Here is a 25,858-nt window from a genome sequence, read left to right as displayed (position 1 = left end):
TGGACCGACGCAGCCACGCTTCTAACGTGCCTTGTCGTCGGTGTTGACGCCCAGAAGCTTGAGCTTGCGATGCAACGCCGACCGCTCCATGCCGACGAAGGCGGCCGTGCGCGAGATGTTGCCGGCGAAACGGTTGACCTGGGCCAGCAGATATTCCCGCTCGAACAGTTCGCGGGCCTCGCGCAGTGGCAACGTCATGATTTCGCCCGACTTCTCCCAGCGCAGCACTACCGGCGTGATGGCGCCGATTTCGCTGGGCAGCATGTCGGCGCGCACCGCCTCGGACTGCTCGCCCGGGGCCATGATCAACAGCCAATCCATCACATTGCGCAGTTGGCGCACATTGCCCGGCCAGTCATAGGCCTGCAGCGCCGCCAGCGCGTCCTCGCCCAATGTGCGCGGCTGCACGCCGGCGGCCTGGGCCGCCAGGAACATGAAATGGCGCGCCAGATGGGGGATGTCTTCCTTGCGGTCGCGAAGCGCCGGCACTCGCATCGGCACGACGTTCAGGCGATAGAACAGATCCTCGCGGAAACGGCCGGCGGTCATTTCCGATTGCAGGTCGCGGTTGGTGGTGGCGATGACGCGGACATCGACCTCGACCCGCTTGGTGCCGCCGACCCGTTCGAACGTCTGGTCCTGCAGGACGCGGACGATCTTGCCCTGGGTTTCCAGCGGCATGTCGGCCACTTCGTCCAGCAGCAGCGTGCCGCCATGGGCCTGTTCGAAGGTGCCGACCTTGCGTTGGCCATCATGGCCGTCATGGCCGTGTTCCGAGCCGAACAGCTCGATTTCCATGCGGTCGGGGTGCATGGCGGCGCAGTTCAGCACCACGAAGGGCGCGTCGGCCCGCTTGGAATGGGCGTGAACGATGCGGGCCACCACTTCCTTGCCCGAACCGGCCGGGCCGGTGATCAGCACGCGCGAATTGGTCGGCGCCGCCTTTTCGATGATCTGGCGGATCTGCTGGACATAGGCCGACACGCCGACCATGTCGCCGACGGCGGTGGCGCCGCCGATGCGCAGGCGCAGTTCCTGGTTCTCGCGGCGCAGGCGGGCGGCCTCGATGGCGCGCTCGATGATGATCAGCAGACGGTCGGTCTTGAACGGCTTCTCGATGAAGTCGTAGGCGCCCTTGTGGATGGCCTCGACCGCCGTCTCGATGGTGCCGTGGCCGGAAATCATCACCATCGGCACGTCGGGGTGCTCGGCCTTGACCGCCTCGAGGATGCCCAGGCCGTCGAGCTTCGAGCCCTGCAGCCAGATATCCTGGATGATCAGGCTGGGACGGCGCGTCCGCACGGCTTCGAGCGCCGCATCGGAATGGGCGGCCTCACGCGTGGAATAGCCTTCGTCTTCCAGAATTCCGGCGATCAAGGCCCGGATGTCGGCCTCGTCGTCGACGATCAGAATGTCATGCGCCATTTTCAACCGTCATGTCGGCAGACGCGGAGGCCGCTTGCGACTCGGTGTGGCGGAACGCCATGCCGATGCGGGCCCCGCCTGAGGGGGCGTCCTCCAGATAAAGGTCACCTTCATGGTCTTCCACGATTTTCTTGACGATGGCAAGACCTAATCCCGTGCCCTTGCTCCGCGTCGTGACATAGGGCTCGGTCAATCTTTCGCGGTTTTCCGCCGGCAATCCCTTGCCGTTGTCGGTTACCTCGACGCGAATGGCGCCGGTCGCGTCCTCGGTCAGCACCAGCGACACCTGGCCGGGCGGCAGATCGTCGCCTTCCCGGCCGGCGATCGCCTCGACCGCGTTCTTCAACAGGTTGGTCAGGGCTTGGCCCATCAGGCGGGCGTCACAGAACAAGGTCACCGGATGATCGGGAATGTGGCCGGTGAACGTGACCTCGGGATATCCGGTCTTTTGCAGGAACAGCGATTCGCGGCAGATGGCCGACAGGTTCTCGGGCTTCATCTGCGGGGCCGGCATGCGGGCGAAGGACGAGAATTCATCGACCATGCGGCCGATGTCGCCGACCTGACGGACGATGGTTTCGATCAAGGTTACATAGGTGTCCGGATCGCTTTGAATTTCCTTCAGATATTTGCGTTTCAGCCGCTCGGCCGACAATTGGATCGGGGTCAGCGGATTCTTGATTTCATGGGCGATGCGCCGGGCGACGTCGGCCCAGGCGGCCTTGCGTTGGGCCGAGACCAGCTCGGTGATGTCGTCGAAGGTGACGACATAGCCGATGGTTTCGCCCTCAAGGCGCTCGGCGGCGGCGCGCACCAGCAAGGTCCTGGCCCGGCCTGCGCGCGACAGCCGCACCTCGTGATGGACCAGACGGTCGGGCCGGCGGCGCATGTCGTCGATGGCGTCGGCCAGTTCGGGCACCATATCGACCAGGGGATGGCCGATCATCTCTTCCGACGACAGGCCCAGCAATTCGCACGCCGAGCGGTTGGGCAGATGGATGCGCTGTTCGCGGTCCAGACCGATCACGCCGGCCGACACGCCGGCCAGCACGGTTTCGGTGAAACGGCTGCGCTCGTCCAGTTCGCGGTTAGCCTCGATCAGCTCGCGGCGCTGCTGGTCCAGCTGGCCGGTCATGCGGTTGAAGGCGCGGGCCAGCGTGCCGACCTCGTCGGCGGCATCCTCGTCAACCCGGATTGACAGGTCGCCGGCGCGAATCTTCTCGGCTGCATCGATCAGCTTGGCGATCGGCGTCGCCAGCGTCATGGCCATGCTCAGGCCGACCCACACGGCGGCCAGCAGCAGCAACAGCGCCACCACGGCGAACACCAGCGAGAAGGCGCGTTCCAGCCCTTCGCGCTTGCCTTCCAGCCGTTCGTATTCGGCCACCGCCGCCGAGGTGTGCTCCATGTGACCGATCACCTTGGGATCGACGAAACGGCCGACATACAAGAAGGTCTCACTGAAGAAGCCTTGCAGCATCACCAGGGCGCGGATGCGGTCGTCATCCTCGCTGGTCAGCACCGCCACCTCGCCCGAGCGGGCCTTTTCGTAAGCCCAGAACGGAATCTGATCCAGCCCCGATTCGATCGAGAAGGCCAGGCCGGATTTGGCCAGCACCCTGCCCTGGGCGTCGAAGACGATGGCCTCGGTCAGGCCGCGGACGGCTGCCTGGGTCGAGACGAAATTGGAAAAGCGTGGCAGCGACCTGGTCAGCATCGGCCCTTCGCGGTTGATGTCGTTGGCCATGGCCAGGGCGTCGCCGCCGATGATCTGCTGGTGTTCCTCCTGATAGGCCTTGGCGACGGCCAGCGAGGCCTGCAGCGCGGTCCGCACCCGGTCCGAGAACCACCCCTCGACGCCATAGCGGAAAAACACCGTCGAGCCGACCGACACCAGGATCGCCGGCGTCAGCGCCACCAACGAGAACAGCAGGACGAATTTCAAATGCAGGCGCGAGCCGGTGGTGCCGCGCCGATGGGCCCGCCACACCGAGACGATGCGCAACCCCACCAGCACGCCCAATCCCAGCAGCAAGGCGACATCCAGCGCCAGCAGGCTAAGGACGGTCCGCGGGTCGGGCACCTCGGGGCCGGACACCGTCATGGCCAGGAAGGTGGCGATGACCGACGGTACGGTGGTGAAGGCCAGCAGCAGGGCCAGTTTACGGGCCAGCCCGACCTTTCGGGCCCACACCATCAAACGCGGCAACTGGCGCCTGCGGTCACCGGCCATCGGCTATTTCAGCCCGCCGCGGGCCACCGACAGGTCGAGATCGCGGATTTTCTTGCGAAGCGTGTTGCGGTTGACGCCCAGGATATGGGCGGCCTTGATCTGGTTGCCGCGGGTGACCTCGAGCGCCAGGCTGATCAACGGCCGCTCGACCTCGCGCAGCACGCGGTCGTAGATGCCGGGCGGCGGCAGGTTGTCGCCGTGGCTGGAGAAATATTCGCGCAGATGGCGCTCGACGCTGGCCGACAGCCCCTCGCCCTCGACCGAGGCGACGGCATCGGCGATCGGGGCGCCGCCGGCCAACTCGGCCTCGATGACATCGACGCCGATCACTTCCTGGGAATAAAGCGCGCCCAACCGGCGAACCAGATTTTCCAGCTCGCGCACGTTGCCGGGCCACCGATGCCGCTTCAGACGGTCCATCGCCTGGGAATCGATGGCCTTGGGCGGCAATCCCTCGGCCCCGGCCTGGCTCAGGAAATGGCGGACCAGTTCGGGAATGTCCTCGGTCCGCTCGCGCAAGGGCGGCAGCCGGATCGGCACCACGTTCAGGCGATAGAACAAATCCTCGCGGAACAGGCCCTGGCGGATCAACTGGGTCAGGTCGCGGTGGGTGGCGGCGACGATGCGGACATTGGCCCGGATCGGCGTGCGGCCGCCGACGGTGGTGTATTCGCCTTCCTGCAGCACCCGCAGCAGCCGGGTCTGCGCCTCGGGCGGCATGTCGCCGATCTCGTCCAGGAACAGCGTTCCGCCTTCCGCCTGCTCGAACCGGCCGGATGCCCGCTGGGTGGCGCCGGTAAAGGCGCCCTTTTCATGACCGAACAGCTCGGACTCGATCAGTTCGCGCGGAATCGCCGCCATGTTGATGGCGACGAACGAGCCGTTGCGCCGCTTGCCGTAATTGTGAAGCGCCCGGGCCACCAGTTCCTTGCCGGTGCCCGACTCTCCGGTGATCATCACCGACAGGTCGGTCCCCATCAGGCGGGCCAGGGTCCGATAGATTTCCTGCATCGCCGCCGACCGGCCGATCAGCGGCAGCTTTTCCTCGTCCTCGGCGGCGCCGTCCTCGCTGGGCTGGCTGCGCGGCGTCGTCAAGGCGCGGTTGACAACCGAGACCAGTTCCTTGATGTCGAACGGCTTGGGCAGATATTCGAAGGCGCCGCGCTGGGTCGCCTTGACCGCGGTCAGCAAGGTATTCTGCGCGCTCATCACGATGATGCGCATTTCCGGGCGGATCTTCTTGATGCGGGGCAAGAGGTCCAGGCCGCTTTCATCGGGCATCACGACATCGGTGATGACCAGGTCGCCCTCGCCTTCCGACACCCAGCGCCACAAGGTCGAGGCGTTGCCGGTGGTGCGGACCTCGTAGCCGGCGCGGCCCAGCGCCTGGGCCAGAACAGTACGGATGCCGCGATCGTCGTCGGCGACCAGGATGGTGGATGGTGTACTCATGACCTAGGCTCGATCCCCTTCCTCGACCATCGGCAACATCACCCTGAACACGGTGCGCCGTGGAATAGAGTCAAATTCGACGATACCGCCATGGTCGCCGACGATCTTGGCGACCAGGGCCAGGCCCAGGCCCTTGCCGGCCGGCTTGGTGGTGACGAAGGCGTCGAACAGGTGCTGGCGCAGATCGTCGGGAATGCCGTCGCCATTGTCCTGGATACTGACCACCAGCGGCAGGTGGCGCCGAGCCTCGCTGCCGGGAACGGCCAAGCGGACACCATGCTGGTAGGCGGTGGTGACGACGATTTCGCCGCCATCGGCGGGTGCGGCCTCGGCCGCGTTCTTGAGCAGGTTCAAGAATACCTGGATCAATTGGTCGCGGCTGCCCCACACCGGAGGCAGCGACGGATCGTAATTCTCGATGATCCGGACATTGCGGGCGAAGCCGTTTTCCGAGATGCGCCGCACATGTTCCAGCACCTGATGGATGTTGACCGGTACGCGGTCGACCTGCGGATTTTCGGAAAACACCTCCATCCGATCGACCAAGGCGACGATGCGGTCGGCCTCGTCGACGATCAGGCGGGTCAGTTGGCGGTCTTCCTCGGACGCCCCCAGTTCCAGCAATTGCGCGGCGCCACGGATGCCCGACAACGGATTCTTGACCTCGTGGGCCAGCATGGCCGCCATGGCGGTGACCGAACGGGCGGCGTTGCGGCTGGCCAACGAGCCGCCGATCTTCAAGGCGATGGATTGCTCGTGCAGGGAAAGCGCCACGCCGCCGGGGATTTCGGCGATCGGCGACACCTGAACGGTCACGGTCCGATGACCGGTGCGCGGGGTGTCGAGGATGATGCCGTACTCGGACACCACCTGAGATTCGTGACGGGCCTGCTCGATCAGCGAGAAGATCGGACAATCGGGCGGCAGCAACGCCTGGACCGACTGGTTGCACAGATAGGCCTGGCCCGACTGGAACAATTGCTCGGCCGCCGCGTTGGCGTAAAGAATGCGATCATCGCCGTCGATCACCAGCACCGCCGCCGCCAGGGCGCCCAGCACCAAGGACGGATCGACCGTGTCCCGCGGGACCCTGCGCAGGGCCGTTTTCACGCTCATGCCGCCTCGCGGTCGCACAGGGGAAGATAAAAGTCGAGGATGGCGCGGCGAACCTGGGCAGCATCGCTCATCCGGTTGACGGCCGCGCGGAAATCGGCCGAGCCGTGCAATCCCTTGGAATACCAGGCCACATGCTTGCGGGCCATGCGAACACCGGTATCGCTGCCGTAATGGGACAGCATGTCGTCGAAATGGGCGAGCAGTATCTCGAGTTGGCGTTCCAGCGAGGGATCGGCACGGTGCTCGCCGGTCGTCAGGTATGCGCCCACCTGGCCGGGCAACCACGGCCGGCCATAGGTGGCCCGCCCGATCATCACCCCGTCGGCGCCCGATTCCTGCAATGCGCGCACGGCATCGGCCTCGGTGTGGATGTCGCCATTGACCACCACCGGGATCGATACCGCCTCCTTGACCTGGCGGACGAAGGCCCAATCGGCGGTGCCGGTATAGAATTGCTGGCGGGTGCGCCCGTGCACGGTGACCATCTTGATGCCGCTTTGCTCGGCGATGCGGGCCAGGCGTGGCGCGTTCAGGGTGTGGTGATCCCAGCCCATGCGGCACTTCAAGGTCACCGGGATCGACACCGCCCGCGCGGTCGCTTCCAGGATGCGCCCGGCCAGCACCTCGTCCTTCATCAGGGCCGAGCCGGCCTCGCCCTTGATGGCGACCTTCTTGACCGGGCAGCCCATATTGATGTCGATGATGGCGGCGCCCATGTCCTGGTTCATCCGCGCCGCATCGGCCATGGCGGCGGTGTCGCAGCCGGCCAGTTGCACCGACAGCGGGAATTCCTCGGCACAGCCGGCGGCCATCTTGATGGTCTGGCGGTTGGCCCGGATCATCGCCTGGCTGGCGATCATTTCCGACACCACCAGCCCGCCGCCCATCCGCTTGACCAGACGCCGGAACGGCAGATCGGTCACGCCGGACATCGGCGCCAGAATCACGGGGTTGGCGAGGGTCAGGTCGCCGACGGACAGGGGTTTCGACAAGATCGCAGTCATGCTGCGTATTTATTATGCAGACGCTGCCCAATGCAACGGCAAAAGCCGCTTGCCTAGTGACTAAGCTTTCGGCAGCGCCGGAATCACCGTAAGTTCAATTGTTGCTGGCGCGCCTGAATATCGGCCGGCCAGGTCGACTTGACATAGGCCAGGACCGAGCGGATTTCCCGGTCGGTCAGGCGACCGACAAAGGACGGCATGGCCGAACGGTAGTCGGGCGGCGCGAACCGGCTCATGCCGTGCTTGGTCATGGCGAACAATTGCTCGTCGCTATGGTGCCAGGTGTGGCCGGTTTCGTCGTGTGGCGGCGCCGGCAATTCGCCGTTGGGCTTGCGGACCCGCCAATCGGGCTCGCCCTTCAGGTCGGCGCCGTGGCATTCGGCACAATGGCGGCGATAAAGGTCGGCCCCCTGGGCGACGGCCTGGGCGTCGCGCGGGTCGATGCTGTGGCTGAAGCGCTGCCACGGTCGCGATGCCAGGATGCCCGCCACCACAGCCGCCGCCACCACCAGGCCAATCACGATTTTCGGCTTCATTCCGCCCCTCCTGGCGCGAACTATAACGGCCCCGCCGCGCCCGCGGTAGTGGGTTGCAATCCGCCGGCCAAGGCGCATGATGGGGCCTGTTTTCCACGGCTGCGGGCCTTTGACATGAGCACCGTCCTGATCTCGATCTTCTGCCCCGATCGCACCGGCCTGATCGCCGCGATCACCGGCAGGCTGTTCGACCTTGGCGCCAATCTGGGCGATACCAGCTTCGCCATGCTGGGCGCCGGCGCCGAATTCACCTCGATTTGCGAATTGCCGGCCGGTATCGACGCCCTCGAGATCGAAGGCGCGCTGGAAGCGATGCCGGAACTGGCCGCGGCGCAGATTTCGGTCAGGTCGTTCGACCTTGATTCCGCCCACGGGCCGGCCGGGCGAATCACCCACCGGGTGGTGGTGTCGGGCGGCGACCGTCCCGGCCTGGTCGCCCGCCTGTCCGAGGTGTTCGGCGAGTTCAAGGCCAACATCGTTCGCATGGACGCCCAACGCCTTCCCGAACAGGGGCTTTACATCACCCGCTTCGCCGTATCGCTGACGGAACGGGCCGATGCCTGCCTGGCGACGGTGGCCAATACCGCCGGCGAGCTGCACCTGACCTGCCATATCGAAGCGGCATGAGCGGATCGATGGACGGGGATATCGTCGCCTCGTTTCCCCAGTTTGCCAAACTGGATTCCGACAGCACCCGGCTGCTGCGCGATTCGGCCCGTGTCGCCGCCATTCCGGCCGGCACCGTGTTGTTCCAGGACGGCGCCGAATGTTCCAGCTACGTCCTGGTGATGGACGGCTCGATCCGCGTGCAGAAGGTCGCCGAGAACGGGCGCGAGATCGTGCTGTACCGCGTGGAATCCGGCCAATCCTGCGTCTTGACCACCAATTGCCTGATCGCCCGCGAGGATTATGCCGCCGAGGGTATCGCCGAGACCGACGTCCGCGCGTTGGTGCTGCCGGCCGCGACCTTCCGCACCCTTCTCGGGCACTCGGAAGCGTTCCGGGACTTCGTGTTCTCGGCCTATGCGGCGCGGATCGGCGATTTGCTGATGTTGATCGAGGAAGTTGCTTTCGGCCGGGTCGATGTCCGCCTGGCCGCCTGGCTGCGCCAGCATGCCGATAGCGGCGGCCACGCCCGCGCCACCCACCAGGAAATCGCCGTCGAACTGGGCACCGCCCGCGAGGTGGTCAGCCGCCAGCTCAAGGAATTCGAGCGGCGCGGCTGGGTCTGCCTGCATCGCGGCCGCGTCGAGATCCGCGATGCAAAAGGACTATCCAGCCTGTCCGACGGTGTGTGACCTAGTCACGGAACGATGGCGCTCGTTGTGGTCTAGTGCCCCGACTGAACCATTTTGATGTCGGAGCAATCATGAACAAGAACGTTGGCGGTATCGACCGCATCCTTCGCATTGTCGCTGGAATCGGCCTGATCGGGGCCGCCGCGACCGGCCTTGTCGGTGTGTGGGGCTTCATCGGCGTGGTGCCGCTGGCCACCGGCCTGATCGGCTGGTGCCCGGCCTATCTGCCGCTGGGCATCAAGACCTGCCGCAAGGCGTAAACTTCGGTTGACGACCACCGGTCAGCAATCCGACATCGCCGCCAATGGCGGCGAGATTGATGCTGGTGGTCGTTTCCGTCGCGTAACGGAATAGTGTGTGCGGGCCGCCGGCTTTCGGGCCGGTGCCCGACAGACCCTCGCCGCCGAACGGCTGCACCCCAACCACTGCCCCGATCTGACCGCGATTGACATAGATGTTGCCGACACGCACGTTCTCGGCCACTTGTTGCCAAAACGAATCAATTCGTGAATGGATGCCGAGCGTCAGGCCATAGCCGCTGGCATTGATCCAATCCAGGACCGAACCCAGGTGCGACCGGGCGAAATGCACCACGTGCAGGATCGGGCCGAACACTTCCGCGCCCAACAGATCGGCATTTTCCAGGCGAAAGGCCCGAGGGCCGAACATCGTCAGTTCCGCCAGACCATCGGGAATGGGACATTCGAACAATCGGGCGGCCCGGTGCCCGATCCAATCGGCATGGGCCTGCAGGCGGTCGCGGGCGGCGGCATCAATCACCGGGCCGATATCGGTCGACAAGTGCCAGGGCGACCCCAGCCGAAGCTCGGCCGCCGCCCCGGCCAGCAGCCGTTCGACCGTTTTTGCAGCCTCATTTTGCACGAACAGGATTCGCGCTGACGAACAGCGCTGCCCGGCCGAACGAAAGGCCGAGACGATGATGTCGTCGACCAGTTGCTCGGGTAATGCCGAGGAATCGGCGATCAGGGCGTTGATGCCGCCGGTTTCGGCGATCAGCGGAATGATCGGCCCGGACCTGGCCGCCAGCCGGCGATTGATCGCCTGGGCGGTGGCAGTGGAACCGGTGAAGGAAACCCCAGTCAAACCGGGATGCTGGGTCAGGGCCTGGCCGATTTCGACGCCACCCGTCACCAGATGCAAGACGCCCCGGGGCACCCCGGCTTGATGCAGCAGATCCACCGCGCGGGCGGCGATCCTTGGCGTCTGCGGTGCTGCCTTGGCCACCACGGCATTGCCGGCGGCCAGGGCCGCCGCGACCTGACCGACGAAGATCGCCAGGGGGAAGTTCCACGGGCTGATGGCGGCGAACACCCCCCTGCCCTTCAGCCGCAACCTGTTGCTTTCACCGGCCGGTCCCGGCAGGACCATATCGCCCCCAAAATGTTTCCGCGCCTGCACGGCGTAATAACGCAGGAAATCGACCGTCTCGCGCAGTTCGGCCAGGGCGTCGGGGATGGTCTTGCCGGCCTCGTGGACCAGTCCTGCCATCAGGTCCGGGGCCGCGGATTCCACAAGATCCGACGCATTTTCAAGGATTTCCGCCCGGCGCTCGCCGCCCAGACGGTCCCAGGACCCGGCAGCCGCAGCCGCGGCGTCAACCGCATGGTTGACATCTGCGGGCGCGGAAGTTGGCGGGCGCGGATGGTCGGGCCGGGCGGCGGCATGGCCTTCCATCATTGCCCGGACATCGGGCTCGGACAGGTCCCATCCCACCGCCGCCCGCCGCTCGGGGGCAAACATCAATGGCGGTTCCGGCAAGCCACCACGACAAACCTGATGCGGCGCCTGGATCAGGCTGTCGATGGGCGCATCTTCGTCAACCATATGGTTGACGAACGAGCCGTTGGCGCCGTTTTCCAACAAACGGCGGACCAGATAGGGCAGCAAATCGTGGTGATGACCGACGGGGGCATAGACCCGGCAGGGATGGCTGGCGACGATTTGCTCGTAGATTCGCTCGCCCATGCCGTGCAGGCGCTGGAACTCCCAATCGGTGCGCGATCCGGCCAAAGCCTCGATGCTGGCGATGCTCTGAGCGTTGTGGGTGGCGAAGGCCGGATAGATGAACGTTTCGCCACCGAACAAAATATGCGCGCAGGCGAGATAGGACAGGTCGGTGGCGGCCTTGTCAGTGAAGACCGGATAGGTGGCCAGGCCAGCCTCTTGCGCCCGCTTGATCTCGCCGTCCCAATAGGCGCCCTTGACCAGGCGCACCACCAGGCGAACGCCCCGGGCACGGGCCATTTCCGCCAAATAACCACACACCGCCCGGGCTCGCTTTTGATAGGCCTGAACCGCCAGCCCCAGCCCATCCCACCAGACCAGGCGCTCCAACACATCCAGGGTCAGATGCAGGCGATGGGCCTCCTCGGCATCGATTGTCAACCCGACATTGACATCTTGGGCCAAGCGCCCCAGTTCGGCCAGGCGGGGCGCCAACTGGGCCAGGACCCGCTCGGTCTGCGCCGTCTCGAAGCGGGGATGCAGGGCCGACAGCTTGACCGAGATGCCCGGCCCCACAATCGGCCCCTGCCCGCCGGATGTCCGGCCGATGGCGGCGATGGCCTCGGTATAGGCGTCGAAATGGCGGTCGGCATCGGCTTGGGTCCTGGCGCCTTCGCCCAGCATGTCGAAGGAATAGCGATAGCGGGTATCGGACCGGGCCAGGGCGTCCTCAATGGAGCTTCCCATCACGAACTGGTGGGCCAGCAAGCGCACGGCTTGCGCCAAGGCCGCCCGCAGGACCGGCTCGCCCAGTCGCACCACCAGGCCGGCATGGTGCAGCAGGTCAGCCCCGGTCGCCAGCCCCCAGGCCGCCACGTTGACCAGCCTTGATGGCGAATGGCCCAGATGGCGGTGCCAATCCCCATGCCCCAACCGGTCCTCGATCAAGGCGTCGATGGTGGCTCTATCGGGAATCCTGAGCAGCGATTCGGCGATCACCATCAGGCTGACCCCTTCCGCATTGGACAGGCTGAATTCCTGCAACAAGGCGTCGAACAGAGCCGGCGGCCGGTTGCGGGCCACCTGGATCAATTGCGCGGCGCGGGCCTGCACCCAAGCCGGCGGCAGTGCGACCTGGGCCAGCAAGTCCCGAAGGCAGGCGGCTTCGTCCTGACGATGAGCGGTGATGATCGGGCTGCGATCGGACATGGTTTCCCCCTTTCTTCGGATGTGCGATACCAATCCCTGTCGTTCAAGGGGCGGCGGGCATGCCGCTTGCATCAAGAATACGGTTTCATACGGGGGAGAGTGACCGAAGATGACCTATTGTTTGGCGATGGCCTTGGACGAGGGCCTGGTTCTGGCGTCCGACTCGCGGACCAATGCCGGTGTCGACCACATTTCGACCTATCGCAAGATGCGGGTGTGGCAAAAGGACGACGACCGCCTGATCGTGCTGCTGAGCGCCGGCAACCTGGCGATCACCCAGGCGGTGGTGGCGATCCTGGAACAGAATGTCCGCGCCGACGCCACCGACCACAGCATGTTGAACGTCGATTCCTTGCAGCACGCCGCCCGGCTGGTCGGCCAGGCGGTGCGTCAGGTCTATCACCATGACGGCAAGGCCCTGAAGGAAGCCGGCGTCGATTTCACCATCTCGTTGATCCTGGGTGGCCAGATCAAGGGCGAGGAACCGCGCCTGTTCATGATCTACGCCGCCGGCAACTTCATCGAGGCGACGCCCGAGACCCCCTACTTCCAGATCGGCGAAACCAAATACGGCAAGCCGATCATCGACCGCATGGTCAACACCAAGACCGACCTGACCAGTGCCGCCAAATGCGCCCTGGTATCGCTGGATTCGACCATCCGCTCGAACATGACGGTCGGCCTGCCGATTGATCTGTTGGTCTATCGCAAGGACACCTTCAAGGTCGCCACCCATCAGGTGGTGCGCGACCACGATTCCTATTTCGAGGATCTGCGCACCCATTGGGGCAAGGGCATCCGCGAATTGTTCCAGCGCCTGCCCGACCCGCCGTGGGAAATTTAGCGCATTTCCCGGTCTGACCCGGTCAGAGCGGAACATGCGCCAAGCCCGCGCGGCGTGTGAGCGGGCCCGGCACGGGCCGTACAGACAAACTTAGATTTCCTCGACCTCGACGATGCCCGACACCGAGCGTAGGGCGCCCATGAAGGCCGGGCTGAGCTGGATGGTCTGTTTCAGCCCGATTTCGACCTCGCGGTTGCCGATCTGCGAGACGATGGTGATGCGGTTGCGTCCGCGCGCTTCCTTTTCGACCAGCCCGGCCAGGGCGGGAAGCGGCGCCTCGTCGCGGATGGTGATGCGCAGGCCGGCGGCGGCCTTGGCCGCCTCTTGGTCCAGCGAGGCGATCCGCTGGCAGGTCAGGCGCAATTGTTCGTCCTCGAGGCGGGCATCGACCTCGAGCAGCAGTGGCCCGCCGGCTTCCAGCAATTCGCGGGTGGTGTTCAGGACTTCCGAGAAGCAGGTGACCTCGAACATGCCCGAGGCGTCGGACAGGGTCAGGAAGGCGTAGCGGCTGCCCTTGGCGGACGTGCGTTCCTGCTTCGATAACAGATTGCCGGCCAGCTTCACCCGGCCCTTGCCGCCGGCCTGCAGATGGCGCGGCAATTCGGTGATCTTCAAGGCCCCCAGGCGCTTCAGGCTTTTGGCGAAGGCGTCCAACGGATGGGCCGACAGATAGAAACCGATGGCGTCGAATTCCTGGCTTAGTTTCTCGTGCGGCGACCAGTCGGGGGCGTTTTCCAGCTTGGGCGCCGGGGCGACGTTTCCGCCCAGCAGGCTCATCTGCTGCGAGCCGCGGCTTTCCGCCTCGGCCGCAGCGAAGCGCATCAGCGATTCGACGTTCTTGAACACCTTGCCACGATTCTTTTCCAGGCTGTCGAACACGCCGGCGCGGACCATGTTTTCCATCTGGCGGCGGTTCAGCTGTTTGGTATCCAGCCTGCGGGCGAAATCGAACAGATCCTTGTAGGGACCGCCACGGTCGCGTTCGTCGGCGATGGAACGGCAAGCGCCTTCGCCGACATTCTTCAAGGCCGCCAGGGCATAGCGCACCGCCAAGGTGCCGTCGGGCAGCTTTTCCACCGAGAAATCGGCGCGCGACTTGTTGATGTCGGGCGGCAGCAGCTTGATCTTCAGCCGGTCGAGTTCCTGGCGGAAGGCGTTCAGCTTGTCGGTCGAGCTGATTTCGTAGGTCATGGTCGCGGCCATGAACTCGGCCGGATGGTTGGCCTTTAGCCAGGCGGTCTGATAGGCGATCAGGGCATAGGCCGCCGCGTGCGACTTGTTGAAGCCGTATTCGGCGAATTTCGCCACCTTGTCGAAGATCATCGAGGCCTGGTCGCCATCGACGCCGCGCGCCACCGCGCCATCGACGAAGGCCTTGCGCTGGGCCTCCATCTCTTCCTTGATCTTCTTGCCCATGGCGCGGCGCAACAGATCGGCGCCGCCCAGGGAATAGCCTGACAACACCTGGGCGATCTGCATCACCTGTTCCTGGTAGACCATGATCCCGAAGGTTTCCTTCAAGATCGGCTCCAGCAACGGATGCATGTAGTCCGGCTGCTCCAGCCCGTGCTTACAGGCGATGTAACGCGGAATCTGGTCCATCGGGCCGGGGCGGTAAAGCGCCACCACCGCGATCAGATCTTCCAGCCGGTTCGGGCGCATCTTGCGCAGCACGTCGCGCATGCCCGAACTTTCCAGCTGGAACACGCCGGCGGTGTCGCCCCGGGTCAAGAGTTCGTAGGAATGCTGGTCGTCCAGCGGCAATGCCGACAAATCGACCTCGGTGCCGGTGACCTTCTTGATGTGCTTGATCGCGGTGATCATCACCGACAAGGTCTTGAGGCCCAGGAAGTCGAACTTGACCAGGCCGGCCGCCTCTACCCACTTCATGTTGAACTGGGTCACCGGCATGTCGGACCTGGGATCGCGGTAAAGCGGCACCAGTTCGTCCAGCGAGCGGTCGCCGATCACCACGCCGGCCGCGTGGGTCGAGGCATGGCGGTAAAGCCCTTCCAGCTTCATCGCCAGATCGATCAAATGGCCGACCGCCTCGTCGCGCTCGCGCGCTTCCTTGAGCTGCGGTTCGACCTCCAAGGCCTGTTCCAGGGTCACCGGATTGGCCGGATTGTTGGGCACCAGCTTGCAGATGCGATCGACCTGTCCGTACGGCATCTGCAGCACGCGGCCGACGTCGCGCAGCACGGCGCGGGCCTGCAGCTTACCGAAGGTGATGATCTGGGCGACCTGGGCGTAGCCGTATTTGTCCTGAACGTAGCGAATGGTCTCTTCGCGGCGGTCCTGGCAGAAATCGATGTCGAAGTCGGGCATCGACACGCGTTCGGGGTTCAAGAAGCGTTCGAACAGCAAGCCCCAGCGCAATGGGTCGAGATCGGTGATGGTCAGCGCCCAGGCCACCGCCGAGCCGGCGCCCGAACCACGGCCCGGACCGACCGGAATATCGTGCGCCTTCGACCATTGAATGAAATCCGACACGATCAGGAAGTAGCCGGGAAAGCCCATCTGCTCGATCACGCCGATTTCGTACTCGATGCGCTCGCGATAGGGCTTGGCGGCGTGCTCCTTCTCGTCGTCGGTCATGCCGGGCTGGAAGACGTGCTTTTCCAGCCGGGCCTCCAACCCTTCCAGGCACTTCTTGCGTAAGACCTCGGCCTCGGTCAGGCCGTCCATGCGATAGGGCGGCAGGATCGGCTTGCGCTTGAACACCATGAAGGCGCAACGCTTGGCCACCACCAGGGTATTGTCGCAAGCTTCCGGCAAATCGGCGAACAGCGCCCGCATTTCCTCGGGGCTCTTGAAATAATGCTCGGGCGTCAGGCGGCGGCGCTCTTCCTGGGCGACATAGGCGCCCTCGGCGATGCAGATCAGGGCATCGTGCGCTTCGTACATGGCGCGGTCGGCGAAGAACGGCTCGTTGGTGGCGACCAACGGCAGCCCATGCTTGTAGGCCAGCTCGACCAGTGCCGGCTCGACCCGGTCCTGGGCATTGATGCCATGGCGCTGCAGCTCGACATAGGTGCGGCCGGGGAAGGCCTGGGCCAGGCGGGCCAGCAGGATTTCCGCCTTGTCGGCTTGGCCTTCCGTCAACAGGCGGTTGACGGGGCCGCCGCCGGCCCCGGTCAGCACCAAAAGACCGGCCGCATGGACCTCGAGGTCCAAAAGCCGCACCTGCGGCGTTTCCCCGGCATCGGTTTCCAGATAGGCCTTGGACACCAGTTTCAGCAGGTTGGAATAGCCGGCCTCGTTCTGGCACAGCAGCACCAGCCAATCGGGATTGGGCTTGCGCCCGTCCTTCGAGGGCGCACCATCGTCGCGGCGCACCGCCACCTGACAGCCGATGATCGGCTGGATGCCGGCATCGGCGCACGAGGTCGAGAATTCCAGCCCGCCGAACAGATTGCCGGTGTCGGCGATGCCGACCGCCGGCATGGCCATCTTCTCGCACAGCTTGGTCAGCTGCTTGATCTTGATGGCGCCTTCCGACAGCGAATAGGCGGTGTGGACCCTGAGATGGACGAAATCGGCGTGGCTGGGCATGACGGCCTATCCCGCCCGCCGCGCCCAGCGTTTCAGATCGTCCTCGAACGAGATGCCGTCGTTGCGCCCCAACTTGCGGCGATAGATCGACACGCTTTCCATCACCCGCTGGACATAGCCGCGGGTTTCGGTGAACGGGATCATTTCGATCCAATCGACCACATCGACATTGGCCTCGCGCGGGTCGCCATAATCCCTGATCCAGCGCCTGGCCCGGGATGGCCCGGCGTTATAAGCGGTCAGCGCCAGCACATAGGAGCCGCCGAAATCGGAAATCATGTCGGACAGATAGGCCCGACCCAGACGGACATTGTAGTCCGGGTCGTCCAATCGGCCGGGATGGAAGGCCATCTTGATGGATTGCGCCACCTTCTTGGCGGTCGCCGGCATCAATTGCATCAATCCCCGCGCCCCTACAGGTGACTGCGCGTCGGTGATGAAGCCGCTTTCCTGACGGATCAGGGCCAGGACCAGGGCCTGTTCCGGGCTGTCGTCGCCCGAGATCGCCGGCATCGGCCAGCCGGCATCGACCAGGAACACGCTGTCGCGATCGGCACGGCGCGCCACCGCGACCGCCAGATCGTTCCGCCCGCCATCCAGCGCCATCCGTCCGACCAGGGTGCGTTCCCCCGGGCTTTGCGCCACTTCGTTCAGGCGAATGAAGAAGGCGCGCAGATGTTCGCGCTCGCCCATCTCGGTCATGATGCGGATGGCGCGCACCAACTCGCGGGATTCGAACCTTTTGCGGTCGTCGGGGGTTGGCTGCGGATCGGGCGGCAACGGCCAGCGATGGTCTTCCAGCCTGGATGCCGACAACTGGCCGTAATAAGCGGTGAAATAGCGCGCCCCGTGGCTGTACCATTCGCGCGCGGCACGGTCGTCCTTCAGGGCTTCCGCGGTGCGGCCGGCCCAATAGGCGGCGCGCGAGCGGTTCAGCGGCGTCACCGCCGACTCCCATAGGCGCTGGAAATGGCCCATGGCGGTCTCACGGTCGTCGAGAAAGCGCAGCGCGATCCAGCCGGCCAGGAACTCGGCCTCGGCGAACTGACTGGCCTTGGCATCCAGGCCGTGATCGGCGGCGACCTGATAGGCCCTGGAAATCAGCCCCTTCTGCAGGGCACGGCGCGCCAGGATCGAACGTTCCTGCCACCACAGGTCCGGGCGGACCTGATTGCGGGACGGATGGCTCAACAGATCGATGGCGTCCTCGTCCATGTCCTTCTGGCGGCGCCAGCGCACACGGTCGAGAATCAGGCCGGGATCGTTCTTCAATTCCTTGGGGACGGCGGCGATCGCCGGCTCGGGATTGGCCTTGGTGTTCTGGAGCGCGAGCCGGGCCTGGGCCAGTTGGCGGTGGCCGACATCGACCTTCAACAGCATGTTGCCGGCCGGGCCGTCCTGCTTGTCCCACAACAGGCGATCCAGGCGTCGCCAATGATCGTCGGGCTGCAGATAGTCGGAATATTGGCTGACGAACTGGCGTTCCTGCATCGCCCCGAACGAGCCATCGACCCAGGTCTTGCGCAAGAGCGCTGCGGCCCGCTCAGTCTGGCCGCTGCCCAGAAACGCCTTGGCCAGCGCCATGGCGCCGTCGGATGTCACCGGCTCGCGGGTCTGGTACCAGGCCAGGATCCGGTCGGCCGGCGTGGCCGGGCCGATGGCCTCCTCGGCCCGGCGGCCGATGGAACCCATCAGCGGCCAATCGGGCGAGGTTTCGACGAACGAGGAAATCTCTTCGAAACTGGCCCCAGAGCGCGGATTGGAATAGGTCATCCAGCGGATCAGCTTGGCCAGCAGGCGGTTGTGCGACTGCATGGCCAACCGCTCGGCCTCGCCGAAATGGTCCTTGCGGGCGGCGGCGAAGACCTGCTGATAAAGCGGGCGCTCGGCGGCGGCGATTTCCCCGGCAGCGGCCGGCAAAATGGCCGAAACCGCAAACATCGCCATCAGCACGGAATAGATGAAACCCCTCAACGCCGCTCCCATCGGTAAAGACCCGGGCGGGCATTCTAGGGAAGCTCCGGTGTCGCACGCAAGACAAGATGGCGGCACTTGCCCGAAGGAAGGCTTGCCTGTAATGTCGCCGGTTCAAAACGCATCACCCAAATCTTTAGGGATAAGGCCATGTTCAAGGGATCGATCACCGCCCTCATCACCCCCTTCCGCAATGGAAGCGTGGACGAGAAGGCGTACCAGGACTTCGTCGCCTGGCAGATCGCCGAAGGCAGCCACGGCGTCGTTCCGTGCGGCACCACCGGCGAATCGCCGACCTTGTCGCACGAGGAACACAAGCGGGTGGTCGAACTGTGCCTGGAAGTCGCCAAGGGCAAGGTCCCGGTGATTGCCGGCACCGGCTCGAACTCGACCGACGAAGCCATCGCCCTGACCCGTCATGCCAAGCAGGCCGGCGCCGACGCCGCGCTGGTGGTGGCGCCCTATTACAACAAGCCGACCCAGGAAGGCCTGTTCCGCCATTACGAGGCCATCGCCAAGGCGGTCGATCTGCCGATCATCGTCTACAACATCCCCGGCCGCTCGGTGGTCAACATCACCGTCGAGACCTTCCAGCGTCTGGCCAAGATCCCGCAGATCGTCGGCGTCAAGGATGCCACCGCCGACCTGGCCCGGCCGCTGCAGATGCGCGTAGCACTTGGCGAAAAGTTCTGCCAATTGTCGGGCGAGGACGCCACCGCCACCGCCTTCCTGGCCCAGGGCGGCGTTGGCTGCATCTCGGTCAGCTCGAACGTGGCGCCGAAGCTGTGCGCCCAGATGCACGAAGCCTGGCAGAAGGGTGACCTCGCCACCTGCTTCGCCATCCGCGACCGTCTGATGCCGCTGCACGATGCCATGTTCTGCGAAACCAGCCCGGCCCCGGTCAAGTACGCCGCCAGCCTGCTGGGCAAGTCCCTGCCCGACGTCCGCCTGCCCATGGTCGAGGCTACCGAGGCGGCCCGCGCCAAGGTATCCGCCGCCATGAAGCAGGTCGGCCTGATCTGACACTGAAAGGACGGGGGGCCTTGTGCCCCCGCCTACCCCGCCATGTCCCTGCCCGCCCACATCGCAGCCCAGAACCGCAAGGCCCGCCACGAATATACCATCGTGGACACGGTCGAGGCCGGCATCATGCTGGTCGGCACCGAGGTCAAGTCGTTGCGCGCCGGCAAGGGCAACATCAACGAGGCCTATGCCGGCCCCGGCGGGGCTGAATTGTGGCTGTACAACGCCTATATCCCCGAATACCAGTCGAAGATGCCCTTCCCGCACGAGACCCGGCGCCCGCGCAAGCTGCTGTTGCATCGCCGCGAGCTGCGCAAGCTGTCGGGCGCCATCGCCAAGGAAGGCATGACCCTGGTGCCGCTGGATATCCATTTCACCGATCGCGGCATCGCCAAGGTCCTGCTGGGCTTGGCCAAGGGCCGCAAGGCCCACGACAAGCGCGAGGCGATCAAGCAGCGGGAATGGAACCGCGACAAGGCGCGAGTACTGCGCGACAAGGGATGAGGCCCCCATGTCCGATGACGGGAAGACCAACGACAAGCTGATCGCCACCAAGGAAAAGTGGGTCGAGGAGCGCCGTGGCCTGACCGGCCGGCGCAACCGCGACCGCTTGCCGCCCGGCCAGCATCTGACCCACGATTGGCCGGTCCTGGATCTCGGCATTCACCCCAATCTATCGACCACCGACTGGTCTTTGACCGTGTCCGGCGCCGTCGAATCCCCGCTGACCTGGACCTGGGACCAGTTCCGCGCCCAGCCGCAGACGGATTTCATCACCGACATCCACTGCGTCACCACCTGGTCGATGTATGACAGCCGCTGGACCGGGGTGTCGGCGCTGCACCTGATGGCCCTGGTCCGACCGAAGCCGCAGGCGAAGTTCGTGATGTTTCGCAGCTTCGACGGCTACACCACCAATGTTCCGCTGGAATATTTCGCCGACAGCGACGTCATGCTGGCCCATTCCTGGCAAGGCCTGCCGCTGACCCGCGAACATGGCGGCCCGGTGCGGGTGGTGATCCCCAAGCTTTACTTCTGGAAAAGTGCCAAGTGGCTGCGCGCCATCACCTTCATGGAAAAGGACAGCCCCGGTTACTGGGAACTGCGCGGCTATCACGATGTCGGCGACCCGTGGGAGGAAGAGCGTTACCGTTGATCAAACGGCCGTGGCCAGCGTTTCCTGGCCCACGGCGGTCAGCGGCAGCGCCACCGTCACCTCGGTCCCGACCCCACGGGCGCTGACCAGCTTCAATTCGCCCCCATGCAGTTCGGTCAAGGATTTGGCCAGCGGCAGGCCCAGGCCGGTTCCCTCGAATCGACGCGCCAGCGAGCCATCGACCTGGCGGAACGGCTGCAGCGCGACGGCGACCTCGTCTGCGTCCATGCCGATGCCGGTGTCGGTGACCTTCATGGCGACGCCGTTGGCCGTCGCCTCGATGGCGGTCGAGACCGTGCCGCCGGCCTGGGTGAACTTGACGGCGTTGGACAATAGGTTGACCAGGATCTGCAAGATCCGGCGCCGGTCGGCCCACACCAACGGCACGTTGCCGCCAATGCTGGTCAGCAGACACACGCTGCCGTTCCTGGCCCGCCCCTCGACCAGCCGCACGGCAGCGGCCATCAGCTCGGTCAGATCGACCTCCTCGAAATGCAGTGCCATTTCGCCGGATTCGATCTTGGCGACGTCCAGGATGTCGTTGATCACCTCCAGCAGATGGCGAGCCGAATCCAGGATGTCGCCGGCATACCCCTCGTACCGGGCACTTCCCAGCGGCCCGAACAGGGCGCTGGCCATCACCTCGGAAAAGCCGATGATCGCATTCAACGGCGTGCGCAATTCGTGGCTGACGGTGGCCAGGAACTCGGTCTTGGCCCGGCTGGCCATTTCCGCCTGCTCCTTGGCCGACAGCAGGTCGGCGGTGCGCTGGGCGACCCGGCGTTCCAGGCCCTCGTTGGCCGAGGCCAGCATGCGTTCGACCTCGACACGGGCGGAGACATCGGCGCTGTAGACGTTGACGTATCCGCCATTGATGATGGGAACCAGGGTCAAGGCCAAGGTCCGCCCGCCGATGTCACATTCGATGATGGCCCGATGGGCGCCGCGCAAGACGTCGCCGATGCGCCGCCGCCACAGGTTCGGGACCCGCTGGCCCACCGAGGTCCGCCATTCCTCCAGCAAGGTGGTGCTGGCCGGATTGGCATGGGAAATAGTGCCGTCCTGGTTGACCCGCAGGACCGGATACGGGCTTTGGGCGGTGAACAGCGCCAGCGTGCGGACCTCGTCCTCGATTTGGCGCCGGGCGGTGACGTCGGTGACCAGCAGCATCTCGAACGACGGACCGGATGCGCGGCGCAATTCGAACACCCGGCGTTCGCCGTTACCGTCCACCACCACCAGATCCGAGGAATCCCGGGCAATGGCGTCCAGGAAAGGCTGCAGGCCGCCGCAGGCCGCTTCATAGCCGACCATCGCCGCGTTCTCGGCGACGGCGCCGTCGGGGGTGGTGCGGATGACCCCGACGCCCAGCAGGTCGGTCACGGTCTGCAAGAGGCGCAGGCGATCGTTTTCCGCCTCGATGGCCATGCGCGCCGTCGCCAGTTGCAGCCGCTCGGCTTCTTCCGCGCGCAGGCGATCGCGCGAGCTCATGACCTCGCCGGTCAAAACCTCGACCTTGTTGAGCAGTTCGGCCAATTCATCGCCGCCGCGATACTCATCGACGGCGATGCCGAACACCTGGCGGGTGACCTGATCGACGCGGCGGATGGTCGCCCGCAACCGAAAGACCAAGCCAGCCAGAATCACCAATAGCATGCTGCTCATGGCTCCGGCCAGGACCGTCCGCTGGGTCCGTTCCTGGACCAGCAGAGGCTGGATGCGGTGTTCGACCAGCCGCCGGCTCACCAGGGTCGAAAAATTGGCGACCACTTCCGACGAGCCGTAATCGAAGAATTCCATCCCCAGGACCAGCCATTCGGCGGCCAGGGCCGCCAGCGACGCCCCCGGCGCCACCAGGCCGGGATCGCTGCTGGCCACCACCACCCGCTCGCGCCCTTCGCTGATGGCGATGACATGGTCGGGGCGGACGCTGGAAATCGAGTTGAAGGCGAGGAAGCGGGAATCCAGGCGCGACAACAGCGCAACCTTGTCGCCCTTTTCGCCCGACGCCGCCACCGAAAGAACCATGGGCATGGCGCCGATGCGGGTGACATAGGCCTGGTGCGAGGCAGATTCGATCAGACGACCATCGAGGGCGTACAATCCCCCGGGAACGGCGTCGCCGGTCAGCGACACCACCTCGCGGATCGTGCCGTCCTTGCCGATCACGATCAGGAAATTGATCAATGGGAAGGCCCGGCGATCGACGCGCGGCGGCAACCAGTCCGGCTCGTTTACCAGAACACTCGGCGGGCCGGCCGGCCGGCCCGCGATCGCTTCCACATGACGGGCCACCGAACGGGTGCCACCCAAAAGGCGGGCGAAGGTAAAATGGGCGCGCAAGGACTGGTCGAACCGCATGCGGTCCTGCCGCGACTCGTCTTCCAGTTCGACTTCCAGGGCCTTGTGCGTCAGTGCCTCGATCTCGGCGGTGAAGCGGACATCCAGGCCCCACCACAGCAGGGCCGTCGCCACCAACCCACCAAACAGGAAGCTCGACACCAGACTGGATCGCCCGATCATCCACCGTCGCATCTTCGCCGCCCCTATTTCGGCGGGGCGACGATTTCGTCGCCGTCGAACGACCAACCGCGGCTTCGCAATTCCTGCGCCGGCACGATTGCGAACGCCGGATCGAGGGTGGGCGCGTTGTCCACCAGCCAGGCGGCCAATTTCGCTGCCCGGGGATCGGCGGCCGTCCCGCTCCACGAGGTGATGTTCATCACCCGATACAACGGATAGCGCCCCTGGGCGAGGCTTTTGCGGTCGGCCGGATCAAGCCCGTTCAGCTTCAGCGGCTTGACCACGCCCAGCCGGGCATTGTCGGCGATGTGCCACAAGGTCTCGTAACCGATGGCGGTGCGGCTGCGTGCCACTTCGGCGATCATGTCGCGAATGGCCGGGACTTCATGCATTTCCTGGCTGAACTGGTTCTCGTTGTCCAATAACAGGCGCCAGTGGCCGGGACGCGGTTTGCAATGCAGTCGGGTGACCGCGCGCACGTCAGACGCCGGGCCGGCGACCATGCCGCTGACCGGCAGGTCGGCCCAGGACCGGGTCTGGCCGCCGAACAGCCGGCGCGCCTGGTCCATGGTGACGTCGGTCAACGGGTTGGCCGGGTGAACGATCAAGGCGATCGCCGAGATGCCGATGGTGTGATAGCGCACGCCGGGCAGCCGGTCCAACGGACCGGGCGGGCAGCACATGCCGGTGATGTCGGCGCTGCGCTCGGAAAGCGCTCCGGCGGCTACCCCGCAGGTCCCTTCCTGGATGGCGACCTTCAGTCCGGTCTGCCGCGAAAAGGCTTGGACCAGTGGCAGCAAAGCCGGATAAAGCTGTTGGTCGATGGCGAGGGCAAGGTCGGCGCCATCGGGGCGTTGAATTTTCTTCTTGTCCCAACCGTCGGGCATGACGACTTCGTCGCCGGGAGGGCTGAAGGGACGACCGCCCAGTTCAGGCGCGGCATGGGCCGCGCCGGCCAAACCGAACAAGATCGTACCAACCGTCAAAATCCGCCGCACTGGATAAATACCCCATTTATCATCCCAGCTTTACTGTTGCATGTTTGGGCAAAACCCCCAATGCCTCCATTCGAGGCAGGGCCTATGGAAAAGTATTAGCAATCAGTAGTTTCCCAACCAAAAGCACGTCAATGGCAGCGGGACTTTCTCTAGAAATGAACCATAACCCTTTTCCAGGAGGCCACGCTGACCGTCCCCAATAATCTTTTGCCGGTTTGGCATCCGGCGTTTCTGCTTTCGACCTGGATGGGGGCGGGCTTGTTGCCGCGCGCGCCGGGAACCTGGGGCTCGGCGGCGGCGATTCCGTTTGCCTGGGGGCTGGCTCAATGGGGCGGCGCGCCGGCGCTTTTGGCGGCAACGGCGGTATGTACCCTGGTCGGGTGGTGGGCCGCCTCGGTCTATGTGCGCCGCACCGGCCGCGACGACCCCAAGGAAGTGGTGATCGACGAGGTCGCCGGCCAATGGCTGGTGCTGGCCGCCGTTCCGGCCGAGCCCCTGCCCTATCTGGCCGGGTTCTTGCTGTTTCGCCTGCTTGACATCTGGAAGCCATGGCCGGCCTCGTGGGCCGACCGGACGCTGGGCGGCGGCCTGGGGGTGATGGCCGACGACATCCTGGCCGCCCTTTATGGGGCGCTGGTCCTGGCGGTCGCCTCGCTATGGTGGAGCCTGCCATGACGCTGCTGCCCGCCGACCTTTTGGCCCAGGCCCGGCTGACCCTCGACGCCCTGGCCCAGCGGGGCTTGCGTTTCGCCGCCGCCGAATCCTGCACCGGCGGATTGGTGACGGCGGCGCTGACCTCGCTGGCGGGATCGTCCTCGGTGGTCCAGTGCGGCTTCGTCACCTATTCGAATCAGGCCAAGGCGGCGATGTTGGGAATCGATCCCATCTTGATCGATGCCGAGGGGGCGGTCAGCGAGGCGGTGGCGAGAGCGATGGCGAAAGGCGCGATCGACCGCTCGGACGCCGATGTCGCGGTGGCGATCACCGGCATCGCCGGCCCCGGCGGCGGCTCTGCCTCCAAGCCGGTAGGGTTGGTGCATTTCGCCGCCCTGCGGCGCGGCGGCGAGGTTATTCATCATCGCGAGGTCTTCGAGGGCGACCGCGATGCCGTGCGCCGTCAGGCGGCGATCGTGGCCCTGGAACTGGCGATCAGGGCGACAGAGTCCTGACCTTGGCCAGAGCCCCTAGCAGGGCCAGGGGAACGCTGGTGGCGCTGGCTTCGATATGGGTATCGCCCAGGGTCAGGGCCGCATAGGGAAACAGTCCGGTGGCGTCGAAACCGACATGAAGGTGCCAGCCGGGCGCGCCTTGCAGAACCAGGGCGCGCGCTGCCTCGACCGATTCGGTGACCGGCTGAAGGGACGCGCCCACGGCAACACACAGATCGTGATCCAATTGCGCGTCGCCGCCCTTGGCCTTGCCGAGCCGATCTTCAAGCGCGCTCCAATCCGTCACGTTCCCTCCTTTTTGCCCCCCCTGCCCGGCACCATCTCAAACTAGTGTGCAGTTGACGGACATCGGAGGCCGGCCGACCATGGCCGACCATC

At 65.3% G+C, this 25,858-nt stretch carries 21 protein-coding genes; 9 read left to right on the top strand and 12 right to left on the bottom strand.

What is annotated here, in order from left to right; all coding sequences use genetic code 11:
- Window positions 1-21: 21 nt before the first annotated feature.
- The 6 genes from ntrX to A6A05_RS16485 form a co-directional block, all read right to left on the bottom strand.
- Complete coding sequence (gene ntrX, locus A6A05_RS16510; RefSeq protein WP_068503706.1) at window positions 22-1,425, bottom strand: nitrogen assimilation response regulator NtrX; 1,404 nt, start codon at window positions 1,423-1,425, stop codon at window positions 22-24.
- Entirely contained in the window at window positions 1,415-3,658 is a 2,244-nt protein-coding gene (locus A6A05_RS16505) for a sensor histidine kinase NtrY-like (protein ID WP_068503704.1), read from the bottom strand. The genes ntrX and A6A05_RS16505 overlap by 11 nt, the downstream gene beginning before the upstream one ends.
- Before the next feature lie 3 nt (window positions 3,659-3,661).
- Complete coding sequence (gene ntrC, locus A6A05_RS16500; RefSeq protein WP_068503702.1) at window positions 3,662-5,110, bottom strand: nitrogen regulation protein NR(I); 1,449 nt, start codon at window positions 5,108-5,110, stop codon at window positions 3,662-3,664.
- A gap of 3 nt (window positions 5,111-5,113) precedes the next feature.
- The gene (locus A6A05_RS16495; protein ID WP_068503700.1) at window positions 5,114-6,226 is read right to left on the bottom strand and encodes a two-component system sensor histidine kinase NtrB; all 1,113 of its coding nucleotides are present in this window, start codon (window positions 6,224-6,226) and stop codon (window positions 5,114-5,116) included.
- Complete coding sequence (gene dusB / locus A6A05_RS16490) at window positions 6,223-7,230, bottom strand: tRNA dihydrouridine synthase DusB (RefSeq protein WP_068503699.1); 1,008 nt, start codon at window positions 7,228-7,230, stop codon at window positions 6,223-6,225. Before dusB ends, A6A05_RS16495 begins: the two co-directional genes overlap by 4 nt.
- Before the next feature lie 83 nt (window positions 7,231-7,313).
- A complete protein-coding gene (locus tag A6A05_RS16485; protein ID WP_068503698.1) occupies window positions 7,314-7,766 on the bottom strand; it encodes a c-type cytochrome in 453 nt (150 codons plus the stop codon).
- A 114-nt stretch (window positions 7,767-7,880) separates the two neighbouring features.
- Here A6A05_RS16485 and A6A05_RS16480 point away from each other — a divergent pair, with 114 nt between their 5' ends.
- The 3 genes from A6A05_RS16480 to A6A05_RS16470 all read left to right on the top strand — a co-directional run bounded on the left by A6A05_RS16480 (window position 7,881) and on the right by A6A05_RS16470 (window position 9,324).
- Entirely contained in the window at window positions 7,881-8,393 is a 513-nt protein-coding gene (locus A6A05_RS16480) for a glycine cleavage system transcriptional repressor (protein ID WP_068503696.1), read from the top strand.
- Window positions 8,390-9,064 carry a Crp/Fnr family transcriptional regulator gene (locus A6A05_RS16475; protein WP_082911030.1) on the top strand — a complete coding sequence of 225 codons (675 nt, stop codon included), beginning with the start codon at window positions 8,390-8,392 and terminating at the stop codon, window positions 9,062-9,064. Before A6A05_RS16480 ends, A6A05_RS16475 begins: the two co-directional genes overlap by 4 nt.
- A gap of 71 nt (window positions 9,065-9,135) precedes the next feature.
- Complete coding sequence (locus tag A6A05_RS16470) at window positions 9,136-9,324, top strand: YgaP family membrane protein (RefSeq protein ID WP_068503692.1); 189 nt, start codon at window positions 9,136-9,138, stop codon at window positions 9,322-9,324.
- On the opposite strand, the gene A6A05_RS16465 is transcribed toward A6A05_RS16470, so the two are convergent.
- A complete protein-coding gene (locus A6A05_RS16465) occupies window positions 9,302-12,238 on the bottom strand; it encodes an L-glutamate gamma-semialdehyde dehydrogenase (RefSeq protein WP_068503690.1) in 2,937 nt (978 codons plus the stop codon). The genes A6A05_RS16470 and A6A05_RS16465 overlap by 23 nt on opposite strands.
- Before the next feature lie 109 nt (window positions 12,239-12,347).
- Between A6A05_RS16465 and A6A05_RS16460 the strand changes: the two genes are divergently transcribed.
- Complete coding sequence (locus A6A05_RS16460; RefSeq protein WP_068503688.1) at window positions 12,348-13,082, top strand: proteasome-type protease; 735 nt, start codon at window positions 12,348-12,350, stop codon at window positions 13,080-13,082.
- A 90-nt stretch (window positions 13,083-13,172) separates the two neighbouring features.
- Here the strand turns inward: A6A05_RS16460 and dnaE are convergent, their stop codons facing one another.
- Window positions 13,173-16,637 carry a DNA polymerase III subunit alpha gene (gene dnaE / locus A6A05_RS16455; protein ID WP_068503686.1) on the bottom strand — a complete coding sequence of 1,155 codons (3,465 nt, stop codon included), beginning with the start codon at window positions 16,635-16,637 and terminating at the stop codon, window positions 13,173-13,175.
- A 6-nt stretch (window positions 16,638-16,643) separates the two neighbouring features.
- A complete protein-coding gene (locus tag A6A05_RS16450) occupies window positions 16,644-18,611 on the bottom strand; it encodes a lytic transglycosylase domain-containing protein (RefSeq protein WP_245644331.1) in 1,968 nt (655 codons plus the stop codon).
- Window positions 18,612-18,761: 150 nt separating this feature from the next.
- Between A6A05_RS16450 and dapA the strand changes: the two genes are divergently transcribed.
- From dapA to A6A05_RS16435, 3 genes are read left to right on the top strand one after another with little or no spacing between them, the layout of a single operon-like run.
- Complete coding sequence (gene dapA / locus A6A05_RS16445; protein WP_068503684.1) at window positions 18,762-19,634, top strand: 4-hydroxy-tetrahydrodipicolinate synthase; 873 nt, start codon at window positions 18,762-18,764, stop codon at window positions 19,632-19,634.
- Between the two features lie 42 nt (window positions 19,635-19,676).
- The gene (smpB, locus tag A6A05_RS16440) at window positions 19,677-20,138 is read left to right on the top strand and encodes an SsrA-binding protein SmpB (protein WP_068503683.1); all 462 of its coding nucleotides are present in this window, start codon (window positions 19,677-19,679) and stop codon (window positions 20,136-20,138) included.
- 7 nt (window positions 20,139-20,145) lie between these two features.
- Window positions 20,146-20,790 carry a sulfite oxidase-like oxidoreductase gene (locus tag A6A05_RS16435; RefSeq protein ID WP_068503681.1) on the top strand — a complete coding sequence of 215 codons (645 nt, stop codon included), beginning with the start codon at window positions 20,146-20,148 and terminating at the stop codon, window positions 20,788-20,790.
- Here the strand turns inward: A6A05_RS16435 and A6A05_RS16430 are convergent, their stop codons facing one another.
- A complete protein-coding gene (locus tag A6A05_RS16430) occupies window positions 20,791-23,313 on the bottom strand; it encodes a PAS domain-containing sensor histidine kinase (protein ID WP_156521107.1) in 2,523 nt (840 codons plus the stop codon). It abuts the gene before it with no gap.
- A 23-nt stretch (window positions 23,314-23,336) separates the two neighbouring features.
- Window positions 23,337-24,281 carry a substrate-binding domain-containing protein gene (locus tag A6A05_RS16425; RefSeq protein ID WP_068503678.1) on the bottom strand — a complete coding sequence of 315 codons (945 nt, stop codon included), beginning with the start codon at window positions 24,279-24,281 and terminating at the stop codon, window positions 23,337-23,339.
- Window positions 24,282-24,557: 276 nt separating this feature from the next.
- Here A6A05_RS16425 and A6A05_RS16420 point away from each other — a divergent pair, with 276 nt between their 5' ends.
- Window positions 24,558-24,986 carry a phosphatidylglycerophosphatase A family protein gene (locus A6A05_RS16420; protein WP_068503802.1) on the top strand — a complete coding sequence of 143 codons (429 nt, stop codon included), beginning with the start codon at window positions 24,558-24,560 and terminating at the stop codon, window positions 24,984-24,986.
- On the top strand, window positions 24,983-25,480 hold the full coding sequence (locus tag A6A05_RS16415) for a CinA family protein (protein WP_068503800.1): 498 nt from the start codon (window positions 24,983-24,985) through the stop codon (window positions 25,478-25,480). Before A6A05_RS16420 ends, A6A05_RS16415 begins: the two co-directional genes overlap by 4 nt.
- Here the strand turns inward: A6A05_RS16415 and A6A05_RS16410 are convergent.
- Window positions 25,461-25,766, bottom strand: coding sequence for a hypothetical protein (locus A6A05_RS16410; protein WP_068503676.1), 306 nt, complete (start codon window positions 25,764-25,766; stop codon window positions 25,461-25,463). The two genes, A6A05_RS16415 and A6A05_RS16410, sit on opposite strands and share 20 nt — an antisense overlap.
- Window positions 25,767-25,858 lie beyond the last annotated feature (92 nt).

The sequence above is a fragment of the Magnetospirillum moscoviense genome (genome assembly GCF_001650635.1).
In the GTDB taxonomy this organism is placed as follows: domain Bacteria; phylum Pseudomonadota; class Alphaproteobacteria; order Rhodospirillales; family Magnetospirillaceae; genus Magnetospirillum; species Magnetospirillum moscoviense.
Note: the sequence above shows the minus strand (reverse complement) of the source record. Positions and strands in the feature narration are given on the sequence as shown.